The sequence below is a fragment of the Gilliamella sp. B2828 genome, assembly GCF_026537125.1.
Taxonomy (GTDB): Bacteria; Pseudomonadota; Gammaproteobacteria; order Enterobacterales; family Orbaceae; genus Gilliamella.
In genome coordinates this window covers 326,787-349,063 of the sequence record NZ_JAFNMU010000002.1, presented here as the reverse complement: position 1 = coordinate 349,063, position 22,277 = coordinate 326,787, and the positions used below count along the sequence as shown (strand labels likewise).

At 35.5% G+C, this 22,277-nt stretch carries 15 protein-coding genes, 5 tRNA genes, 2 rRNA genes and 2 pseudogenes; 19 read left to right on the top strand and 5 right to left on the bottom strand.

The genetic code is table 11. The features are described 5' to 3' along the window. The first annotated feature begins 107 nt into the window (after positions 1-107). The 7 genes from J3U19_RS03435 (at position 108) to J3U19_RS03405 (ending at position 4,351) form a co-directional block, all read left to right on the top strand. Positions 108-184, top strand: a tRNA-Ile gene (locus tag J3U19_RS03435). 57 nt (positions 185-241) lie between these two features. Continuing rightward, positions 242-317, top strand: a tRNA-Ala gene (locus J3U19_RS03430). Positions 318-520: 203 nt separating this feature from the next. Continuing rightward, positions 521-3,419 (top strand): 23S ribosomal RNA (locus J3U19_RS03425). A gap of 152 nt (positions 3,420-3,571) precedes the next feature. After that, a 5S ribosomal RNA gene (rrf, locus tag J3U19_RS03420) occupies positions 3,572-3,687 on the top strand. Positions 3,688-3,719: 32 nt separating this feature from the next. Beyond that, positions 3,720-3,796, top strand: a tRNA-Asp gene (locus J3U19_RS03415). A gap of 8 nt (positions 3,797-3,804) precedes the next feature. Next, positions 3,805-3,880, top strand: a tRNA-Trp gene (locus tag J3U19_RS03410). 132 nt (positions 3,881-4,012) lie between these two features. Further along, positions 4,013-4,351, top strand: coding sequence for a DUF413 domain-containing protein (locus J3U19_RS03405; protein ID WP_267345450.1), 339 nt, complete (start codon positions 4,013-4,015; stop codon positions 4,349-4,351). Between the two features lie 5 nt (positions 4,352-4,356). Here J3U19_RS03405 and J3U19_RS03400 read toward each other — a convergent pair whose 3' ends face one another. From J3U19_RS03400 to znuC, 3 genes are all read right to left on the bottom strand, one after another. Further along, positions 4,357-5,880, bottom strand: a complete 1,524-nt coding sequence (locus J3U19_RS03400; protein ID WP_267345449.1) for a YifB family Mg chelatase-like AAA ATPase — start codon at positions 5,878-5,880, stop codon at positions 4,357-4,359. Between the two features lie 126 nt (positions 5,881-6,006). Further along, complete coding sequence (gene znuB, locus J3U19_RS03395) at positions 6,007-6,807, bottom strand: zinc ABC transporter permease subunit ZnuB (protein ID WP_267340134.1); 801 nt, start codon at positions 6,805-6,807, stop codon at positions 6,007-6,009. A 40-nt stretch (positions 6,808-6,847) separates the two neighbouring features. Continuing rightward, the gene (gene znuC, locus J3U19_RS03390; protein ID WP_267345448.1) at positions 6,848-7,585 is read right to left on the bottom strand and encodes a zinc ABC transporter ATP-binding protein ZnuC; all 738 of its coding nucleotides are present in this window, start codon (positions 7,583-7,585) and stop codon (positions 6,848-6,850) included. 93 nt (positions 7,586-7,678) lie between these two features. Between znuC and znuA the strand changes: the two genes are divergently transcribed. From znuA to J3U19_RS03340, 11 genes and pseudogenes are all read left to right on the top strand, one after another. Continuing rightward, positions 7,679-8,641, top strand: coding sequence for a zinc ABC transporter substrate-binding protein ZnuA (gene znuA, locus J3U19_RS03385; RefSeq protein ID WP_267340132.1), 963 nt, complete (start codon positions 7,679-7,681; stop codon positions 8,639-8,641). A 28-nt stretch (positions 8,642-8,669) separates the two neighbouring features. Next, positions 8,670-10,031 carry a murein DD-endopeptidase MepM gene (gene mepM, locus J3U19_RS03380; RefSeq protein WP_267345446.1) on the top strand — a complete coding sequence of 454 codons (1,362 nt, stop codon included), beginning with the start codon at positions 8,670-8,672 and terminating at the stop codon, positions 10,029-10,031. A 159-nt stretch (positions 10,032-10,190) separates the two neighbouring features. Then, positions 10,191-12,491, top strand: a pseudogene (gene mrcB / locus J3U19_RS03375) (bifunctional glycosyl transferase/transpeptidase); the annotation flags it as partial. 10 nt (positions 12,492-12,501) lie between these two features. Further along, the gene (gene mutM, locus J3U19_RS03370; RefSeq protein WP_267345443.1) at positions 12,502-13,311 is read left to right on the top strand and encodes a bifunctional DNA-formamidopyrimidine glycosylase/DNA-(apurinic or apyrimidinic site) lyase; all 810 of its coding nucleotides are present in this window, start codon (positions 12,502-12,504) and stop codon (positions 13,309-13,311) included. A gap of 400 nt (positions 13,312-13,711) precedes the next feature. Beyond that, positions 13,712-15,007 carry a Tol-Pal system beta propeller repeat protein TolB gene (gene tolB, locus J3U19_RS03365; protein WP_416380257.1) on the top strand — a complete coding sequence of 432 codons (1,296 nt, stop codon included), beginning with the start codon at positions 13,712-13,714 and terminating at the stop codon, positions 15,005-15,007. Positions 15,008-15,176: 169 nt separating this feature from the next. Next, positions 15,177-15,662 (top strand): peptidoglycan-associated lipoprotein Pal, encoded by a 486-nt coding sequence (gene pal, locus J3U19_RS03360; RefSeq protein WP_267340123.1) that lies wholly within the window; start codon positions 15,177-15,179, stop codon positions 15,660-15,662. 63 nt (positions 15,663-15,725) lie between these two features. After that, complete coding sequence (ybgF, locus tag J3U19_RS03355; protein WP_267345441.1) at positions 15,726-16,457, top strand: tol-pal system protein YbgF; 732 nt, start codon at positions 15,726-15,728, stop codon at positions 16,455-16,457. Between the two features lie 131 nt (positions 16,458-16,588). Next, positions 16,589-16,664 (top strand) — tRNA-Lys (locus tag J3U19_RS03350). Positions 16,665-17,122: 458 nt separating this feature from the next. Then, positions 17,123-17,470 (top strand): hypothetical protein, encoded by a 348-nt coding sequence (locus J3U19_RS03345; RefSeq protein ID WP_267345439.1) that lies wholly within the window; start codon positions 17,123-17,125, stop codon positions 17,468-17,470. Between the two features lie 53 nt (positions 17,471-17,523). Next, positions 17,524-17,811 carry a TonB-dependent receptor domain-containing protein gene (locus J3U19_RS11530; protein WP_416380552.1) on the top strand — a complete coding sequence of 96 codons (288 nt, stop codon included), beginning with the start codon at positions 17,524-17,526 and terminating at the stop codon, positions 17,809-17,811. Between the two features lie 110 nt (positions 17,812-17,921). After that, positions 17,922-18,218 (top strand): annotated as a pseudogene (locus tag J3U19_RS03340) (TonB-dependent receptor domain-containing protein); the annotation flags it as partial. 120 nt (positions 18,219-18,338) lie between these two features. On the opposite strand, the gene pepT reads toward J3U19_RS03340, so the two are convergent. After that, positions 18,339-19,568, bottom strand: a complete 1,230-nt coding sequence (gene pepT, locus J3U19_RS03335) for a peptidase T (protein ID WP_267340107.1) — start codon at positions 19,566-19,568, stop codon at positions 18,339-18,341. A 24-nt stretch (positions 19,569-19,592) separates the two neighbouring features. Next, entirely contained in the window at positions 19,593-21,152 is a 1,560-nt protein-coding gene (locus J3U19_RS03330; protein ID WP_267340106.1) for an AbgT family transporter, read from the bottom strand. Between the two features lie 758 nt (positions 21,153-21,910). Here J3U19_RS03330 and J3U19_RS03325 point away from each other — a divergent pair. Next, the gene (locus J3U19_RS03325) at positions 21,911-22,168 is read left to right on the top strand and encodes a citrate/2-methylcitrate synthase (RefSeq protein ID WP_267345453.1); all 258 of its coding nucleotides are present in this window, start codon (positions 21,911-21,913) and stop codon (positions 22,166-22,168) included. Positions 22,169-22,277 lie beyond the last annotated feature (109 nt).

Here is a 22,277-nt window from a genome sequence, read left to right as displayed (position 1 = left end):
AAGTCGTAACAAGGTAACCGTAGGGGAACCTGCGGTTGGATCACCTCCTTACGAAGTGCTCGTAAGTGTTCACACAGATTGTTTGTTAAGAAAAGAGTCACTTTATTGGGTCTGTAGCTCAGGTGGTTAGAGCGCACCCCTGATAAGGGTGAGGTCGGTGGTTCAAGTCCACTCAGACCCACCAATTCAACTTATTTTTTGCTGATTTTGGCTTTAACGGGTTGAAGAAGTGAAAGAAAATGGGGCTATAGCTCAGCTGGGAGAGCGCCTGCCTTGCACGCAGGAGGCCAGCGGTTCGATCCCGCTTAGCTCCACCATTAAAGAAGTCTCTTTTTAACTAAATTATGTTTGTATTTACTTATAAGAGTAAATAGAAAGATAAAGCTCTTTAACAATTAGGAACAAGCTGAAAGAAACGAGTTCTCGTTTTTACGGAAAGCATTTGTATGAAAATATGAATGCGCTGAAGTAAAAAAGAGAAAAAAAGCGTAATTAAAACCAAGACAACTGTGAGTTGTAAGGTTAAGAAATTAAGCGTACACGGTGGATGCCTAGGCAATCAGAGGCGATGAAGGACGTGTTAATCTGCGAAAAGCGACGGTGAGCCGATAAAAGGCGCGATAGCCGTTGATGTCCGAATGGGGAAACCCAGTGCAGGTGACTGCACTATCATCTGGTGAATACATAGTCAGATGAGGCGAACCGGGAGAACTGAAACATCTAAGTACCCCGAGGAAAAGAAATCAACCGAGATTCCCAAAGTAGCGGCGAGCGAAATGGGAGCAGCCCAAGCGGGTAGCATAATGTATTAGTGGAAGCGTCTGGAAAGTCGCACGACAGAGGGTGAAAGTCCCGTACATGAAAATGCATTATGTGGAAGCTTATAGAGTAGGGCGGGACACGTGATATCCTGTCTGAAGATGGGGGGACCATCCTCCAAGGCTAAATACTCCTGATTGACCGATAGTGAACCAGTACCGTGAGGGAAAGGCGAAAAGAACCCCGGGAGGGGAGTGAAATAGACCCTGAAACCGTGTACGTACAATCAGTGGGAGCTGTTACCGTTGGGTAATAGTGACTGCGTACCTTTTGTATAATGGGTCAGCGACTTATATTCTGTAGCAAGGTTAACCGAATAGGGGAGCCGAAGGGAAACCGAGTATTAACTGTGCGTTAAGTTGCAGGGTATAGACCCGAAACCCGGTGATCTAGCCATGGGCAGGTTGAAGGTTGGTTAACACTAACTGGAGGACCGAACCGACTAATGTTGAAAAATTAGCGGATGACCTGTGGCTGGGGGTGAAAGGCCAATCAAACCGGGAGATAGCTGGTTCTCCCCGAAAGCTATTTAGGTAGCGCCTCATGTATAACTGTTGGGGGTAGAGCACTGTTTCGGCTAGGGGGCCATCCCGGCTTACCAACCCGATGCAAACTCCGAATACTGACAAGTTTAATCATGGGAGACACACGGCGGGTGCTAACGTTCGTCGTGAAGAGGGAAACAACCCAGACCGCCAGCTAAGGTCCCCAAGTCATAGTTAAGTGGGAAACGAAGTGGGAAGGCTTAGACAGCTAGGATGTTGGCTTAGAAGCAGCCATCATTTAAAGAAAGCGTAATAGCTCACTAGTCGAGTCGGCCTGCGCGGAAGATGTAACGGGGCTAAAACTATGCACCGAAGCTGCGGCAGTGCACGTAAGTGTATTGGGTAGGGGAGCGTTCTGTAAGCCGTAGAAGGTGTGTTGTGAGGCATGCTGGAGGTATCAGAAGTGCGAATGCTGACATAAGTAACGATAAAGCGGGTGAAAAGCCCGCTCGCCGGAAGACCAAGGGTTCCTGTCCAACGTTAATCGGGGCAGGGTGAGTCGACCCCTAAGGAGAGGCCGAAGGGCGTATCTGATGGGAAACGGGTTAATATTCCCGTACTGGCTATAACTGCGATGGGGGGACGAAGAAGGCTAGGTTTACCACCTATTGGATGGTGGGTTAAGCGTGTAGGGGTGTGATTAGGCAAATCCGGTCACTGAAACCCTGAGGCGTGATGACGAGCTACTAAGGTAGTGAAGTAATTGATGCCCTGCTTCCAGGAAAATCCTCTAAGCTTCAGGTTATAGTTAATCGTACCCGAAACCGACACAGGTGGTCAGGTAGAGAATACTCAGGCGCTTGAGAGAACTCGGGTGAAGGAACTAGGCAAAATGGTGCCGTAACTTCGGGAGAAGGCACGCTGATGGTAATTGAAGTCCCACGCGGATGGAGGTGAAGTCAGTCGAAGATACCAGCTGGCTGCAACTGTTTAATAAAAACACAGCACTGTGCAAACACGAAAGTGGACGTATACGGTGTGACGCCTGCCCGGTGCTGGAAGGTTAATTGATGGGGTTATGCGTAAGCAGAAGCTCTTGATCGAAGCCCCAGTAAACGGCGGCCGTAACTATAACGGTCCTAAGGTAGCGAAATTCCTTGTCGGGTAAGTTCCGACCTGCACGAATGGCGTAATGATGGCCAGGCTGTCTCCACCCGAGACTCAGTGAAATTGAAATTGCCGTGAAGATGCGGTGTACCCGTGGCAAGACGGAAAGACCCCGTGAACCTTTACTATAGCTTGACAGTGAACATTGAGCCTTAATGTGTAGGATAGGTGGGAGACTAAGAAGCATGCACGCCAGTGTGTGTGGAGTCGACCTTGAAATACCACCCTTTAATGTTTGATGTTCTAACCTATACTTCTGAATCGAGGTAAGGGACACTGTCTGGTGGGTAGTTTGACTGGGGCGGTCTCCTCCCAAAGAGTAACGGAGGAGCACGAAGGTTAGCTAATCCTGGTCGGACATCAGGAGGTTAGTGCAATGGCAAAAGCTAGCTTGACTGCGAGAGTGACGGCTCGAGCAGGTACGAAAGTAGGTCATAGTGATCCGGTGGTTCTGAATGGAAGGGCCATCGCTCAACGGATAAAAGGTACTCCGGGGATAACAGGCTGATACCGCCCAAGAGTTCATATCGACGGCGGTGTTTGGCACCTCGATGTCGGCTCATCACATCCTGGGGCTGAAGTAGGTCCCAAGGGTACGGCTGTTCGCCGTTTAAAGTGGTACGCGAGCTGGGTTTAGAACGTCGTGAGACAGTTCGGTCCCTATCTGCCATGGGCGTAGGAAAATTGAGAGGGTTTGCTTCTAGTACGAGAGGACCGAAGTGAACGCACCGCTGGTGTTCGGGTTGTGATGCCAATTGCATTGCCCGGTAGCTACGTGCGGAATAGATAAGTGCTGAAAGCATCTAAGTACGAAACTAGCCTCGAGATGAGTTTTCCCTGAAGAGATTCAGTAAGGTCCGTTTGAGACTAAGACGTAGATAGGTCAGGTGTGTAAGTGTAGTGATACATTGAGCTAACTGATACTAATGAACCGAGAGTCTTAACCTTACAACTCGGAGTTGTTTTGGATACGCGAAGTTGAGAGATTAAGAAATCATCGAAAGATGATGAAAGATTGATGAAACAGTTTGTTCCGGATTGAGCGATTGATGAGGATATGTGATAATCATCATCAATAGAAAAAGAGAAGACAGAATATGTCTGGCGGTAATAGCGCGGTGGTCCCACCTGACCCCATGCCGAACTCAGAAGTGAAACGCCGAAGTGCCGATGGTAGTGTGGGTATTACCCATGTGAGAGTAGGGAGCCGCCAGACTTTTAAATTTATATATACACATCAAATTCGGTGGAGCGGTAGTTCAGTTGGTTAGAATACCTGCCTGTCACGCAGGGGGTCGCGGGTTCGAGCCCCGTCCGTTCCGCCACCTTATTTAGGGGCGTAGTTCAATTGGTAGAGCACCGGTCTCCAAAACCGGGTGTTGGGAGTTCGAGACTCTCCGCCCCTGCCAAAAGTAATGATTTTGTTTTAATTTTAGCCGTTCAGCAATTTTTACTAACATAAATAAAAAATTTTTGTTTACAGATTAAGTTAGTGAATTATAATTCCCGCCCAAATACTTTTACAATCTAGAGGATATAAAATGGCTGAAAGTTTTGTAAGTCAACAACGTTTTTTTGATAATAAGAATTACCCAAGGGGATTTTCTCGTCATGGTGATTTTACAATTAAAGAAGCACAAATTTTAGAAAAATATGGTTGTGCTTTTAGGGATCTTGATATGGAAACAAGAAAGCCTGTTACAGCAGACGAGAAATCATTTGTAGCAGTGTGTAAAGGAAAAAAGGAACCTTCAACCGATTTAGAAAAAGCATGGTTAAAGTATCTTTCTCGAATTAATAAGCCTAAACGTTTTCATACATTATCTGGTGGTAAACCACAAGTTGATGTTAATGATGATTTCGTAGATAGTGATGATTAATTCTGTTAACCAATATTTTTGTGTAATTGAATTAACAATCGATCCATAGAACGATAACTTAAAGCTTCTGAAATATGTTTTCGTTCTATGTTTTTTGATAGTTCTAAATCTGCAATAGTACGAGATACTTTCAATATTCGATGCCATGCTCTAGCTGAAAGTCCTAATTTTATCAAAGCTTGTTCCAAATACTCATTATTTTCATCAGATAGCTGACAATAAAATTGAATATCATTAGAGGTAAATTGACTATTTAGTTTTTTATTTCTTTCCATTTGAATGTTTCTGGCTAATAAAACTCTTTCTTTTACTTTTTCTGTGGATTCACTCTTTATTGCTTTCTGACTTAATGCTCCTTTTGGTAAAAGTGGAACTTCAATGGATATATCAAATCTATCTAAAAATGGTCCTGAAAGTCGATTTAGATAACGAATAACTTGTTGGGGAGTTGTTCTATTGTGTGTTCCTTGATAATGTCCTGTAGGGCTAGGATTCATTGCTGCAATAAGTTGAAACCTTGCTGGAAATTTTATTTTAGCATTTGCCCTTGAAATAATGATTTCTCCTGATTCAATAGGTTCTCTTAACGCATCTAGTACTTTACGATTAAATTCAGGAAGTTCATCTAAAAATAACACTCCGTTGTGAGCCAGAGATATTTCTCCAGGTTTAGGTATCGATCCTCCTCCTACTAATGCTGCGATTGAAGCACTATGATGAGGAGATCTAAAGGGACGTTTGCGCCAATTTTTGATTGATCCATTTGAACTGACCAAACTGGTAATTGCCGCACTTTCTAGTGCTTCTGTATCAGATAATGGAGGCAATAATGATGTTAACCGAGTTGCTAACATTGTTTTACCTGTTCCAGGTGGACCTATTAATAATAAATTATGACCTCCGGCGGCAGCTATTTCTAATGCTCTTTTAGCATGTTCTTGCCCAATAATATCCTGCAAATTTGCTGAGATATCATCACTATTATGATATTCTCTGTAAGCTACTAAAGGTAAACTTAAGTTTTCAGTCAAATGCTGACAGACTTCAACTAAATTATTTGTGATTAACGTATTTCCTTGGTGTATTAAAGATATTTCCGATTGATTCTCTGCCGATATTATTAGTGAGCGTTGTTTTTTTTGGGATGAAATTGCAGCAGGTATAGCACCTTTAACCGCTCTAATTTCTCCTGATAAAGCGAGTTCTCCTAAAAATTCATAATTAGACAAATTATCAGAGGGAATCTGTTGTGTTGCAGCAAGAATTGCAATAGCAATAGGTAAATCAAAACGACTACCTTCCTTAGGAAGGTCAGCAGGTGATAAATTGACTGTTATTTTCTTTGCAGGAAAAGTAAATCCACTATTAATAATAGCACTTCTAACACGATCTTTTGATTCTTTGACGGTTGCTTCAGGAAGCCCAACTAGGACAAAACCAGGTAATCCATTACTAATATGAACTTCTACATTTATTTGTGGAGCTTGTATTCCGATGGATGCGCGAGTAAAAACAGTAGCAAGTGACATAATTTTAATCTTTAATCTTTAATCTTTAAATTTATTATCACTTTATTTATATATAAGTGATGCATAAATCTCATTATGAAATTTATGCGTGTTTGTTCGCAATAAAGATCGTATTTTTGCTGTTATTTATTCTTTTTTACTTATTAAAAATTTCGAAAAAAATAATGATAGAAAAAATAGACAAGTGTTAGCCAATACAACAGAAGGGCCTGTCGGAGTATCATAGATGAAAGAAAATATCAATCCTCCAATGATAGATAACATACCAATAATTATTGCTATTATTGCCATAGATTCAGGCGTTTTCGAATAGTATTTGGCTGTCGCTGCAGGAATAATAAGGAGCGAAGTAATAATCAATGCTCCTACAAATTTCATTGCAATTCCTATTGTTAACGCTAACAAAAGGGTCAAAAGTAATTTCGTGAATTGTATATTAATACCGTTACTGAATGCTAATTCTTCACTGACAGTAGTAAATAAAAAATTATTCCATTGCCAAAGTAGTAAAGTGCCAATCAGCATCACACAAATTATAATTTGAATGAGATCTGAATAGGATACAGATAAAAGATCCCCAAATAAGTATCCCATTAAATCGATACGTATATTCTTCATTAAGCTAATAACTACCAAACCTAGTGATAATGCACTGTGAGCCAAAATGCCAAGTAAAGTATCAATAGGTAATTGCTTTTGAGATTCCAGCCAAAGTAATCCGATAGCAAGCAAAAGCGTTATAAAAATGACAGCATAAAATAAATTAATATTAAGTAAAAAACCAAATGCGATACCAAGTAAAGCTGCATGCGATAAAGTATCACCAAAATATGACATTCTTCTCCATACAACAAATGTACCTAAAGGACCTGTTACTGTGGTTAAACATAGACCTGCTAATAAAGACGGTAATAACAACTCAATCATTATCTTTTGTTCCTATTTTAGGTATGAATGTTCAATTATTTTAGTGTTCATTAGCATGTTTACAAAGATCATGTTGATGGTTGTGATGATGTTTATAAACAGCGATTTGAGATGCACCTTGTTGACCAAAAAGAGAAATAAATTCTGGATCATTTGAAACAATAGCGGGTGTGCCTGAACAACAAATATGATGATTTAAACAGATGACTTCATCCGTTTTAGCCATTACCAAATGCAGATCATGTGAAACCATTAAAACACCACAATTAAACTGTGTTTTGGCACTACTAATCAAATCATATAATAGAACTTGTCCATTAACATCAACTCCTTGTGTTGGCTCATCTAGGATTAATAGCTGGGGACGTTTAGCTAATGCCTGAGCAAGTAGTACTCTTTGTAGTTCGCCTCCAGACAATTGGTGCATTGATTTATCAATTAAATATTCTGCTTTTACCATAGAAAGAATGTTTAAAACATTTTTTTTATTTAATCGTTTATTCAAACACATAAAACGCTTTACAGTAATGGGTAAGGTCGGATTTAATTTGATTGATTGCGGAACATAACCAATTGTTAAGTTAGCAGAACGAGTGATCGTTCCTGAGGTATAAGGCATTAATCCCAAAATGACTTTAACTAAAGTTGATTTACCAGCACCATTTGGTCCTAGTAATGTCACAATTTGATTTGTCCTAATTGATAACGAAACATTATGTAGAATTTTTTGGTTTTTTATTTCAACTGAAATACCATCTAGCGAAATTAGCTGAGTCATTTTAGCGTGAATCCTTGCTCACCTATATGTTATGTTATATTATAACAATAATGTGATATATTCTACCATATTTTATAAACATAGGATAATGATGTGAAAAAAAATGCTCGAATTAAATTTAATCAATTATTGCGGTTTTTAACAATCATAAGTCCATTGCTCATTATTAATGGATTTACTTTAGAGGCTAATGCAAACATTATTTCTTCTGTTAAGCCTATTGGGTTTATTACTCAAGCGATTTGTGATGGCGTAATAAAGACTGATATTTTATTACCTGATGGAACTTCTCCGCATACATATTCTTTAAAACCATCGGATTTAGCTAAAATAAAAACAGCTGAATTGATTATTTGGGTTGGTGATGATTTAGAAACTTTCATGCCTACCGTTTTGAAAAATTTTGATAAAAATAAACAGATTGAATTAATGGATATACCAACCATTAAAAGTTTACTACGAACCAGTACAAATAATCATGATCAACAAGAAATACATACTCATAACGACGATTCTGATCATGATCATCATCATGGTGAATACGATGAGCATATTTGGCTTTCCCCAAAAATTGCCAAAGAAATTGCGCAAGCAATACATGATAAACTTATAAGTATATATCCAGATAAAAAAGACATTATCGATGAAAATTTAAACGAATTCGCCATTAAACTAGCTGAAACAGAACAAAACATTGCAAAAAAACTCATTAACGTACAAAATAGCGGATATTTTGTTTTTCATGATGCCTATGGGTATTTTGAATCGCAGTTCGGATTAAAAAATCTAGGTAGTTTTACTATAAATCCAGCAGTACAGCCAGGTGTTCAAACCGTTTATTCTATTAAACGAGAATTAAAAGAACATCAAGCTGTATGTGTATTTAGAGAGCCACAGTTTAGCCCTGCAGTTATTGAAAAAATAGTGAATGGAACAGATGTTCGTATTGGGGAATTGAATCCTTTGGGTACAGATATCACTTTATCGAAAAATGCCTATTCACAATTTTTATTAAGATTGACACAGCAACTGTTGGATTGTTTAGATAAAAAGTAATATAGATAATAAATAGTTAAGGTTAATTTTGGCAAGTAAGATTGAATCCCCTGATATTGAAAAGAATAAATTTAATTTCTCCTATTTTTCACTATTAGGTGTGTTTTTTGTGGTTATCTTATTTACCGTATTATGGCGGCCACTTAATTTGGATCGCACGGTATATGTTCCTTTGACTCCTCAAGTTGAAACGACAGTAAAAGATAGTATTAATTCTCCAGTTGTTGTTGGCGATGGTCGAATTGAAGTTGTTGGCAGTAAGTCAAAAATAGAACAAATTACTGAATCTTCAGATGTGCCTGAGGATGAAATAGTTAAAGATGAGCTAGATGACATTATTGAAGATAAGGGTAATACTGTGCAATATACTATTGCGCGGGGTGATACTTTACATGATATTTTACTGAGGTATAACGTTAATAAAAGGGATGTTTACCAATTAACAACTAATTTTAAACAGCTAGCCAATTTAAGAATTGGACAGCAAGTTAGTTGGACTACAGATGACTCCCATAATTTGCAAAGTTTTAGTTGGATAATATCCAGTAACAATATCAGAATTTACGAAAAATCAGGCAATAAATTTATTGAAAGCTCTGAAACTGTAGAAGTAGTACCACAGGATGTAATTATAAAAGGGGATATAAAAACCAGTTTCGTTGCTGATGCTCGTAAAAGTGGGTTAACGAGTAGTGAAATTGGTGTCATTACTCGTGCTTTACAATGGCGTTTAGATTTTCGTCGTTTAAAAGTTGGCGATAAATTCTCGATAATTTTATCACGTGAAGTCCATGGTAAACGTTTGTCAAATAGCCAATTAATCGGTGTTCGCATTAAAAATGGTAGTAAAGATTATTATGCTATTTTAGCTGATGATGGTAAATATTATGATATTAATGGTGGTAGCTTATCTCAAAGCTTTTTCCGATATCCTTTAGAAAAGCAGGCTCGCGTATCATCAGGATTTAATCCCCGTCGCTTAAATCCAGTTACTGGTATCGTTACACCTCATAATGGTGTTGACTTTGCCGTCTCTCGAGGGACACCTGTTTTATCGGTAGGTAATGGTGAAGTGGTTATTGCCAAGTACAGTGGTTCGGCAGGAAACTATATTGCTATTCGTCATGGACGGCAGTATATGACAACTTATATGCATTTGGATAAAATCTTGGTAAAACCTGGTCAGCAGGTTAAGCAGGGTGATAAGATTGGTCTTTCTGGCAACACTGGACGATCGACAGGTCCTCATTTACACTTTGAGTTACATATTAATAATAAACCAGTTAATCCATTAACAGCAAGCTTACCTATCTCAGAAGGATTAACCGGTAAGTCCAAAAAAGCATTTTTGTCAAAAGTTAAAGAGATTAGTTCCCAATTAAATTTTTAAAATTTATAGATTAATTTTATATTAAAACGTACCCATTTCCTGAAACTTCTTAACAAAAAAGAAGGTCAGGGTATCTTTAAAAAATTATGCTATTATAAGAGTAATTTTTATTGAATAATAAATGTTAGGTGCAGCTTGAATAAATCAACAAAAACAACCAAAAAACGATCTTCTAAAAAGGTTAAGAAAAAGACTGTATGGCGACGACTTTGGTCGCTTTTGTTTAAACTATTTCTTGTTTTTGCCGCTGTAGCTATAATTTATGGTATCTATCTTGACCAGCAAATCAAAGAACGTATTGATGGTAATGTTTGGGAGCTACCTGCTGCAGTTTATGGTCAAATTATCGATCTTGAGCCAGATAGTGAATACAGTTTAAGTGATGTAGTAACTATGTTAGTAGGGGCTCAATATCGCCAGCAAGACACTAAAGCTACTCGTCCTGGGGAGTTCATTGTTAGTAACGATACAGTAGAAATTTATCGTCGACCTTTTACTTTTCCTGATGGTGAAGAACAAGCATTTCGTGTCAAAATATCATTTTATGAAAATCGTATTGATCGTATTACTAATTTAGATACTGGCCGTGATTTTGGGTTACTTCGAATTGATCCTAAATTAATTACTATGCTGCATTCTCCTAATGGTGAGCAGCGATTGTTTGTACCATTAAAAGAATTCCCCGATTCACTCATACAAACATTAATAGCCACTGAAGATAAGCGTTTTTACAATCATTATGGAGTGAGTTTATATTCTATTGGACGGGCAATTTTTGTTAATTTAACGACAGGTCGTACAGAAGGTGGCAGCACCTTAACACAACAGACAGTAAAAAATCTCTTTTTGACTAATGAACGTAGCTTAAGTAGGAAGATCCGTGAAGCTTATATGGCTTTGATTTTAGATGCTAGATATAGCAAGGAAAGAATATTAGAATTATATCTCAATGAAGTCTATTTTGGACAAGCTGGTAGTGAAGAGATTCATGGTTTTCCATTAGCTAGTTTGTATTATTTTGGACGCCCAGTAAATGAACTTACTTTGGATCAGCAAGCAGTTTTAGTTGGTATGGTAAAAGGCGCATCACTTTATAATCCTTGGACACAACCAAAGCAAGTTCTTGAACGTCGCAATATTGTTTTAAAACTTATTCAACAACAAGGTATCATTGATGATGAGTTGTATAGCTTATTAAGTCAACGCCCACTTTCTGTATTACCTAAAGGAGGGGTTATTTCCCCTCAACCTGCATTTATGCAAGTTGTACGTAGTGAACTGAGAAAGCAGTTAGGGGATAAAGCTGATCATCTTTCAGGAATGAAGATCTTTACTACTTTTGATCCTGTTGCTCAGGCTGCTGCTGAACAAGCAGTAACTAACCAAATAGAGGCATTACGTAAATCCACTAACAAAGATTTGCAAACCGCAATGGTTATTGTTAGTCGAGAAACAGGTGAAATTCGGGCAATAATCGGTAGTGCTGAACCACGTTATCCTGGTTATAATCGAGCATGGTTAACAAGACGATCTATAGGTTCCTTAGCTAAACCTTCAACTTATTTGACTGCTTTAGGTCAACCAGACAATTATCAACTTAATAGTTGGCTTAATGATAATCCGTTATCAATTAAAGTCGATAATGGAAGTTATTGGCAACCGAAAAATTTTGATCGAAAATTTCGTGATCGTGTTATGTTAGTGGATGCTTTAGCGCTTTCACTTAACGTTCCAACTGTTAATTTAGGTATGGAATTAGGGCTTGATGCAAGTAAAAATACTTTAGAAGCATTAGGTGTACCAGCAGATCGCATACCTAATTTACCATCAAGATTACTTGGAGCTTTAGAATTAACGCCATTAGAAACTGCACAAATGTTTCAAACTATTACTAATAATGGTCAACGTTCGCCATTGACTATTCTTCGATATGTTTTAACAGATAAAGGAAAATTGGTTTATCAAAGTTATCCTCAACAATTACAAGCCGTATCAGCTCAGTCCGCTTATTTAACAACTTATGCAATGCAGCAAGTTGTAGAATCAGGTACATCGCGCTCATTAAAAGTCAAATATGGACCATTTAAGCTTGCAGCTAAGACTGGAACAAGTAACGATTCAAGAGATAGTTGGTTTACTGGAGTTGATGGTAAAAATGTTGCCGTTATCTGGATTGGTCTTGATGATCATTCTCCTATGAAATTAACGGGAGCAACGGGTGCACTTAAAATTTATAGTGAATATTTACAAAATAATCCACCTAAGACATTAGTACTTCCTATACCACAAAATATTTTTATGGTCCCAATTGATAGTAATGGTCAGTGGCAATGTGTTGGAAGTGGGGTTCGTACTTTACCAGTATGGACTGCTAATCCACAAAGTTTGTGTTACGGTAGTAATCAGTCGGTGTCTGATAAATCAGCACCATCTTGGATTTCTGAAATGTTAAATAATTAAGTAAGATTATATGCCTGAATTACCAGAAGTTGAAACAAGTCGTCGTGGTATTTTACCTCATTTAAAAGGTCAGACGATTAAACAAATAATTGTTCGACAACCTAAGTTGCGTTGGCCTGTTGATAATGCGATTACACATGCACAAGGACAAGTTATATTAGATATACAAAGACGCGCTAAATATTTATTGTTACAGTTGTCTTGTAACTGGATTGTTGTTCATTTAGGCATGTCAGGTAGTTTACGTATTTTAAAAAATTATCAAAACGCTGAAAAGCATGACCATATTGATCTGGTTTTAGAAAATGGTGTGATATTACGTTACACGGACCCAAGGCGTTTTGGATCTTGGCTCTGGGCTAATTCACTCGATGAAGTATTTCAATTGCAACATTTGGGACCAGAGCCTTTAAGTGATAAATTTTCAGCAAATTATTTGTTTGAAAAAGCAAAAAATCGACATACTCCCATTAAAAGTTGGATTATGGATAATCACATTGTGGTTGGTGTTGGTAATATTTATGCTTCAGAATCATTATTTATGGCAAAAATTAATCCTATTCGAAAAGTCCATACTATAACATTTGAGGAATTTGAGAGATTAGTTAAAGCCATTAAGCAAGTGCTAACTAAATCAATTGCACAAGGCGGTACTACGCTTAAAGATTTTCTGCAATCGGATGGAAAACCGGGCTATTTTACACAAAAACTTCAAGTTTATGGTAGAGATGGTGAAAAATGCCATATTTGTAATGCGGAAATAAAATCACAAAAAATTGGACAACGTAATACTTTCTTTTGTGAACAATGCCAAAAATAATGAACAATTTATTTTTATGTTATTAACTATTTAAAATAATAGATGTAAGTTAAACTTTGTAAAAAAACATCTATATTCATTTTTAAAACTTCATTAATTCTGATAAGTATACATACCAATTTTTCAATTAATTAGTGTTTACTAACTGAGAAGCTAATTATTGAAATGTAGCAAAGAAGTAAATATTTGAAACGTTTTTGCTTTGAAGTGGCTAGACTTGTTACGTGATATCGGATATCTTTTGATAGCATTAAAGTATTTATCTTTTATAAAGTTTAATATGTAGCGCTAATTAATTAGTGGTAGACTATTAAAGTTCAAAGATATTTCAATCGCGTTATTTCTAATTTGCATTTATTTTAATGCAATTTATTTCGCTTTTATTAAGGAATTTAAGATGATCAAATTTGCTTGTCGCTTTTTGATAACTTTATTTGTGTTATTTTACACAATGATTTCTAATGCAGATGTTCGCATTATTATCACTGATGGCGTCAGTTCTGCCAAACCAATAGCTGTTGTACCTTTTAAGTGGACAGGATCTGGTGTGCCCCCACAAAATATTGAAGATATTATTGCTTCCGATTTACGCAACAGTGGTAAATTTAACCCTATTGATGTTAATAATATGCCACAAAAGCCAACAGCTCCTTCAGAAGTTACTCCTGCTGTTTGGGATCAAATTGGTGTTTCTGCTGTAGTTGTAGGCACGATTCAACCTGATGCTTCGGGAAAATACTTAATTAATTATCAATTAATTGATACAGTAACGCGACCTGGTGCAGTTTTAGTACAAAATCAGTATTCTATTGATAAACGTTGGATTCGTTATGCAGCTCATACAGCTAGTGATGAAATTTTTGAATCACTAACAGGTATAAAAGGTGCTTTTAGAACACGTATTGCTTATGTAGTTAAAACTAATAGAGGGCTTTTTTCACACGAATTAAGAGTGTCTGATTATGATGGATATGACCAAATGACTGTCCACCGTTCTAAAGAACCATTAATGTCACCTACATGGTCACCAGATGGCAAAAAACTTGCTTATGTAACTTTTGAAGGCGGTCGTTCATCATTAGTTGTAAAATCATTAGAAACTGGTGCTGTTCAAACAATTGCTGCTTTTCCAAAACATAATGGTGCCCCTGCTTTTTCTCCAGATGGAAGTAAATTAGCTTTTGCATTATCCAAAGATGGAAGTCTAAATTTGTATACTATGGATTTGAGTTCAAAAAAATTAACTCAAATTACGTCAGGGCGTAGTAATGATACTGAACCATCATGGATGCCAGATAGCCAAACAATTGTTTATACGTCGGATCAAGCTGGTCGTCCTCAACTATACACCATTAATATCAATGGCGGAACTCCACAACGTTTAACATGGGATAATACACAAAATCAGAATGCTCGTGTTGCTCCTGATGGTTCTTTTATTGCAATGATTTCGACAAATAACGGTGAACAGCATATTACACGATATGACATAGAAACAAATACTTATCAACGATTGACGGATTCATTTTTGGATGAAACACCCAGTATTGCACCTAATGGAACTATGATTATTTATAGCTCAACTCAAGGATTAGGTACAATTTTGAATCTTGTTTCAACCGATGGTAATTTCAAGGCTAAGTTACCTGCAACTGATGGACAAGTAAAATTCCCTGCCTGGTCGCCCTATTTATAAATAAGGGATTGAAATTTATGCTATATTCTGAATATTAAAATTGTACAAAATGTAATGGCGTTATAATATATAGCGCTATTATTTCTAATTGATAAATTGTGTTATTTTTATAATTAGTAAAAGATAAAATTTATAAGTAATATTTTTAAAACACAAAGGAGTTAATACAATGCAATTTTCTAACTTTCTTAAAGTAGCTGCAGTCGCTTTTCCATTAATGGCAGTTACTGCATGTTCATCAAACAATACCTCTACCAACGAAAGCGGAACTACAAGTATTTCTGCATCACAAAAAGTTTTAGAACAAGTTCGTAAATTACAACAAATGAATATTGTATATTTTGATTTTGATAAATACAACGTTAAACAAGAATATGCAACATTATTAGATACTCATGCAGTTTTCATGCGTGCAAATTCAGGTGTTAAAGTCGTAATCGAAGGTCATGCTGATGAACGCGGTACTCCAGAATATAATATTGCATTAGGTGAACGTCGCGCGAATGCAGTTAAATCATATCTACAAGGTAATGGTGTTTCCGGCGGACAAATGGACATCGTATCTTACGGTAAAGAAAAACCAGCTGTATTAGGGCATGACGAACAAGCTTATTCTAAAAACCGTCGTGCAGTCATAACATATTCTGGTTTCTAATTAGTTTATTTAACGGCTGTTTTATACAGCCGTTTTTTTCAAGTTTACACCGAGTATAATAATATGCATAAAAAAGCACTGATATTGTTCTTATATCTTCTATTTAACAGTTATGGTTGTGTTGCAGGGAGTTCAGAGTTAGAAAGAACAATTCAAGCACAAGGACAATTACTAGTTGAAAGTCAACAGAAAATTAGTGAATTACAAGCAGATGTTGATACACTTCGTGGTCAATTAGAAGAAACTCAATACCAACTTAATCAGACTATAGAACGTCAAAAAATGATTCTTCAGCAACTGGCTGGTGGTTCAGGATTATCTTCTAATCCTAATTCATTAGGCGATGATATAACTTTACCTACTTCACCTAATAATGATCACCCCCCATCTGATTTATCAAATTGGACAAATTCTGGTAATGATAAAACTGATTATAACTTTATCGTACAATTTGTTAATGATGATAAACAAAATGCTGATTCTATAGTTGCCTTTCAAAAGTTTATAAAAAATTATCCTAAATCAACTTATTTGGCCAATGCTAATTATTGGTTAGGTCAACTTTATTATAAAGAAGGAAAGAAAGATGAAGCTTCATTTTATTATGCTACTGTTGTAAAAAATTATCCATCTTCTTCCAAAGCTGCAGATAGCCTTTATAAAGTAGGAATTATACTATTGGATAAAGATGATAAAAAAAATGCTAAAACTGTTTTTCAACAAGTTATAAGTAAATATTCTAAAGATAAAAAAATTGTTGACCTTGCGAAGCAAAAATTAGCATCACTCAAATAAAATGTATAAATAAACAGCTATTGAGAAAAAATACGAATAAAAGGGTTGCGCTGCTTAGTAATTATAAGTATTATAGCAACCCGAAATCGCTTGTAACGTTAGTTGTTAAGCACAGAGATTTTATTCAATATGGGTTGTTAGCTCAGTCGGTAGAGCAGCGGACTTTTAATCCGTTTGTCGAGCGTTCGAATCGCTCACGACCCACCACTTCCTCTATGTTTTCTTAAAACACTAAAACACTAAAACACTAAAACACTAAAACACTAAAACACTAAAACACTAAAACAGTTCTGACTTGATATACTTAAATTGATAAAAAAATTAACTTTAGTCAACTTTTTTAACGAATATTGGACAATATCTATTGTTGATTTTAAATAGGTTAAGTACAAAAATCGTTTAATTATCAAACTTAGATCCTACCATCTTTATTCATCTTTTCTTAATTCTAAAAAATTATTTTCAATAAAAATATTTATTATTACAAAGGTATTTCCTAATAAATTCATATTACCTATTTTTAATAATATTAAAGTATTTCAATAGAATATAATTGAAAATCTATTTTACAGAGCTGAAAAATAAATTAAGTTTTATGTGCAAATAATAATCATTATTGTTGTTTTAGTATTTCTCACATAATACAACAAATAATAGGAAAAATAATGAAATTAGTTAATCAAGTACTCTTACCTTGCTTATTAAGCTCTAGTGCTTTTATTGTTGACGCTCAAGAAAAAGTTAAAGATGATATTGAAACTATGAAAGTTGTCGCTAAGATTAAGGATAATAATGATCAGAGAATAAAAAAACCATCAATTGCAACTAAAACATTCTTTGATATAAAGGATATTCCTCAAACTATAAACTCATTTTCTCTTCAACAAGAGGAAATATATGGGCAAAATGATCTGAGTATCATAGTAAATAAATTACCTGAAGTAGATGCAACCTATGATATGCGAGATGAAGGTGTCAAAATCGGAGGTTTTTCCGTAAGGCTAATAAATTGAATTATCGAAATCGGTCATAGGATGGCCACTCTTTAAGTCCTCGAATCGGATGAATTTGGCAGCCAATAGAATCACAAAGTTTTTATGTATCTTATAGTAAAAGTTTTTCCCCATACGGAGGTCGAGGTTTAATCACTATTGCGACAGATTCCAAGGCTGTTTATGATGAAAAGCTGCAATATTCTCGTCAATATGAAGTTGGACTCAAAAGTGATTGGATTAATGATAGGCTCTCTTCTCAAATCGCATTTTATAACCTTGAGCTTTATAATATTCGTTATCAACCTGATGCAGTCAACGCTCCTTATAATTGGCAAATTAGAGGTAATGATAGAAGCTAAGGTATAGAATTAAGTGCAATCGGAAAATTGATTAATAATTGGTACATTAATAGTGGTATTGGCTATCAGCAAGCAAAAGTTCATAAAGATAAAAAACACCAGTTAACAAAGGCAAATATTTATCTAATACAGCTAAGCATAGTGGTTATTTGGGTATACGTTTCATACCTCATGAAAATTGGGTTACTGAGCTAGAAATGAACTATAAGGGTTCAATGTTTAATGATGATAACAATCAGATTAAACGGCCTGGTTATGCATCATGGAACGTTGCAATGGGTTATCAAACTCAATCTATTAATTTGACTTTAGCGATAACTAATTTATTAAATAAAGAGTATTGGCGTTCAAGTAGTATGCCCAGTACACCGCGAGCCTTCATACTCACTGCAAGTTATAAATTATGATACTTAATCAATGTTTTTAAGGTTGGAAAGTCGTAACTTCAACTATTTGTGTATTAAAAAAATTTAATGGCATATTAAGACAGTAAAGAGGGAATAGCATTCCCTCTTTTTTCATTATTTTTAAACCTTAGCAGCTAATTCAATAATTTTCATTGTTACTTCAAATGACTTTAAAAATGATGATAAAGGTAAAAACTCAAAACATGAATGAAAGTTATGTGCGCCAGTAAAATAGTTTGGCGTGGTCAGACCTCTTGCTGATAGCGCAGAACCGTCTGTTCCTCCACGCATTGCAATTGTATTTGCTTTAATATTCAATTGCTCAAATGATTGATAAATTAGATCAATTGAACGCTTGTCTTCTCCTAAATAATTAGCTATATTGCTATAAGTATCAGTTATTTGACAGTCAATTTTTGCTCTTGGATATTTACAACTCATAAAACTTATCACCTCTTGGATATAAGTTTTACGTGCTTCGTACTTAGCTAAATCAAAGTCTCGGATGCTTAGTTTTAATGTTGTTGTTCTTTGGTTACCAATAATATCGTTAAACCAGAAATAACCTTCTTTACCTTCAGTATGTTCAGGTGTTTCGAAACTATCAAAACAGTTAATAATATCGTTAGCAATACCAATAGGGTTAATTAAAACATTTTTAGCTGACATGGGATGGGCAGATACGCCTTCAATCTCAATAGTTGCAGATCCTGCATTAAATGTTTCATAAACAACTTCACCTAATTCACAACAGTCAATTGTGTAAGCAAAATCAGGTTTAAAACGATTTAAATCAAGTTTTTTCGCACCGTTTAAACCGACTTCTTCATCTGGTACAAAAGCAACATAAATATCGCCATAGGTACAATTTTGCTTTTGTAATTGATCTAACATCGTCATAATTACAGCAATTGCCGCTTTATTATCTGCACCAAGCACACTTGTACCATCAGTAACAATTAATTCTTCATTAATGTATTTATTCAATTCAGGATGCTCAGTGATTTTAAACCAAATATTTTTATCTTTATTCAACAAAATATCTTCACCAGTAAAGGTGACTCGCTGTGGGTTAATTTTATCTGATAAGGCAACATCAACTGTATCAAGGTGAGCAACGTAACCAATTTTAGGTGCTTTTAAATTATTGCCAGGTAACTTAGCAGTTACAATACTATGCTCATCAAGATGAACTTCTTGTAGATTGAGATCAATTAACTCTTGTTTGAGTAAATTGGCTAATTGTGTTTGCCCTGGCGTAGAAGGAACAAGTGCGCAACCAACCGCACTTTGACTTGGTACACTAACGTAACGTAAAAAACGTTCAACTAATTGTTCTGTAATATTCATATTATTGTAACTCTTTATCGATGACTAATTATTTACTGGTGGATAAACATAACCACTATCAAAGCCGATAGGCAGTCCTAGTAACCAAAATAGCAATAAATTAATTGTTAAGGCAATAAGTAAGCCTGCGGTATATGGGATCATCATTGAACTTAAAGTACCTACTCCAGTATTTTTACAATACTGCTGACAATAGGCAATAATTAAAGGATAGAAAGCAAACATTGGTGTACTAACATTTACTGCCGAACTAATACGATAGGCAGCTTGTGTTAATTCTGGTGAGATACCAACAGACATGAGCATAGGAACAAAAATTGGCGCTAAAATAGCCCATTTTGACGAAGCAGAAGTAATTAAAACATTTAACAGACTTGTTAAAATGATCACGCCAAAAATAGTGACGACCGATGGCAAATGTAAGGCTTTTAAAAATTCAGCCCCACCAATGGCAATCAATGTTCCAATTTGTGAATGTGAGAATATATATAAAAACTGCGCGCAAAAGAATGCAAAAACAATAAAAGAAATAAGGGATTTAGTAATCTTTTCCATTGATTGAACAATATCTCGTGATGATTTAAATGCGCCTGTGATTACGCCATGGATTAAACCAGGAACAGCAAAAAAAACAAATAATAAAGGTACGATGATTTGCATAATAGGTGCTTGATTACTGGTTAAACTACCATCAGATGCACGCAGTAAAGAATTTTCCGGTAACAATAATAATATTAACCCAATAGCAATAATCAAAAAAACACCAGAAGCTATTTTAAAAGCACGATTTTCTAAAGACGTAACAGTGGGTGAATTAGCTAACTTATTAAGTTCAAGATCGTTATTTAGTGGCATAGTTGCTTTTAAGCGAGGTTCAACAATTTTATCCGTTATAAACCAACAAGCAATTAATACAAAGAATGTACCACCAAAACTTAAAAAATAGTTACATAAAACATTAACTTGATAAGATGGATCGATAATTTGTGCCGCACTTTGGGTAAAACCTTGCATAATTGGATCGATGATTGATGGCGTATAACTTGAGCTAAAACCACCTGCTAATCCCGCAAATGAGGCAGCTATCCCTGCTAAAGGATGACGACCTGTTGCATAAAACATCATTGCCGAAACAGGCATTAAAATAACATAAGCAGAGTCAGCCGCAATATGACAAATCATACTGACAAAGATAACAGAGGGTGTAACTAATGTTTTTGGGGTTATAGCCAATAATTTTTTAAGTAATATATTAATATAGCCACTGCTTTCTGCAATCCCTATACCTAATGTGGCAACAATAGTAATGCCTAATGGTGGAAAATTTACAAAATTGGGTACCATTTTAGTAAAAAAATTTACTAAATGATCAGGTGCTAGCATATTAATGACTACTAGTTTTTCTTTAGTTACCGGATTTATAAAATCGAAGCTCAAAAATGAAAGTAATAATGAAGCAACAAAACAGATAATCAAAGCAAAGAAAAAAAGTGTAGTGACGTCGGGGATTTTGTTTCCAATTCGTTCTATAGTGTTTAAAAAGCCACCGGTTCTTATCGGTGACGAGTTTATAGTTTGATTCATAAAAAAAGTATATATGTTGTTCGGACCGACAATTTAGCACATATCAATATGGTAGGTAAACCAAGTATCAGTTAAGTTTTATACTATTTTTTTATCTAATTTAAACACTTCCATCATTACTATAACTTGTTATTTTTAAAATATCTTTGAAATGCATCTTGATCCATGTTTTTTAATATAGCCTTATTAATGCTCTTTTTTCAAATTAACCATTTACCGTTACTGTTACTGTTATTAACAATGTAATTGCATAACAATTTTTAGTAATAGATTGAATCATAAAAAAATATAAATATTCAAAATGATTAAACGTAACGCATAAGGAAATATTATAATACAAACAGTGGGAGTATTATCGTTTTCGATATTGATTTAATTAAATATATCTAACAGCACAATCCACAAAAAATTCTTCATGCATATCTAGCTCAAGAAGAGGAGCTTAAAAATTATAAACGTGGTGAAGATTATGTTAATTTTGCACTTGATCGGAATACTATGAAACAGGTAGCGACCTAAATGACGCTTTTCCAATTAATGAATTCTGTATGAATGTGATCAAAATTGACAACTATTTATAACGTTTATTACATAAACAAATGTCGGATAAAAAAGAGTTAATGAATGGGATTTGCTATGCAGTTTATACTGTATCAGACCCTTGATCCGTATTACTTAAAGAGATGGCACTTGAACTAACAGAAGAAAACGACGAGAAAAAAGAATAGAACTTCTTAACTCGGCTTGAAGAACGGGAAATTAATGCTGTTGTTAATCGAAAGAATGCTAGAACTAGAAAACTAGTATGTGTTAATGTTGATTTTTATTCTGGCTTTGTTTATGACATGATTGGTTTACCTAAAGAAGTTTATACATCATTATTTGTGATGTCTCGAATCGCTAAATGGTGTGCGCATCAAATTAAAAAAGTAAATTTTGATGATCGACGTATAATTCGACTTGCCTATAAAAATATTGGTGAACTTATGCACTTTATTTCATTAAAAGATTGTTAAAGTCGTCATCCGTCACGTTGAGACTGACGGTGTGCACAAAAGCTTCTTTTATTAAAAAAAGCATGGTGATTTAAACCAATAGTTTGTAGACTATCACTTATTGTCGGTT

Coding starts and splice junctions, on each gene's coding strand:
- J3U19_RS03405 (WP_267345450.1), top strand. CDS start 4,013: ATGGCTGAAAGTTTTGTAAGTCAACAACGTTTTTTTGATAATAAGAAT.
- J3U19_RS03400 (WP_267345449.1), bottom strand. CDS start 5,880: ATGTCACTTGCTACTGTTTTTACTCGCGCATCCATCGGAATACAAGCT.
- znuB (WP_267340134.1), bottom strand. CDS start 6,807: ATGATTGAGTTGTTATTACCGTCTTTATTAGCAGGTCTATGTTTAACC.
- znuC (WP_267345448.1), bottom strand. CDS start 7,585: ATGACTCAGCTAATTTCGCTAGATGGTATTTCAGTTGAAATAAAAAAC.
- mutM (WP_267345443.1), top strand. CDS start 12,502: ATGCCTGAATTACCAGAAGTTGAAACAAGTCGTCGTGGTATTTTACCT.
- pal (WP_267340123.1), top strand. CDS start 15,177: ATGCAATTTTCTAACTTTCTTAAAGTAGCTGCAGTCGCTTTTCCATTA.
- ybgF (WP_267345441.1), top strand. CDS start 15,726: ATGCATAAAAAAGCACTGATATTGTTCTTATATCTTCTATTTAACAGT.
- J3U19_RS03345 (WP_267345439.1), top strand. CDS start 17,123: ATGAAATTAGTTAATCAAGTACTCTTACCTTGCTTATTAAGCTCTAGT.
- pepT (WP_267340107.1), bottom strand. CDS start 19,568: ATGAATATTACAGAACAATTAGTTGAACGTTTTTTACGTTACGTTAGT.
- J3U19_RS03330 (WP_267340106.1), bottom strand. CDS start 21,152: ATGAATCAAACTATAAACTCGTCACCGATAAGAACCGGTGGCTTTTTA.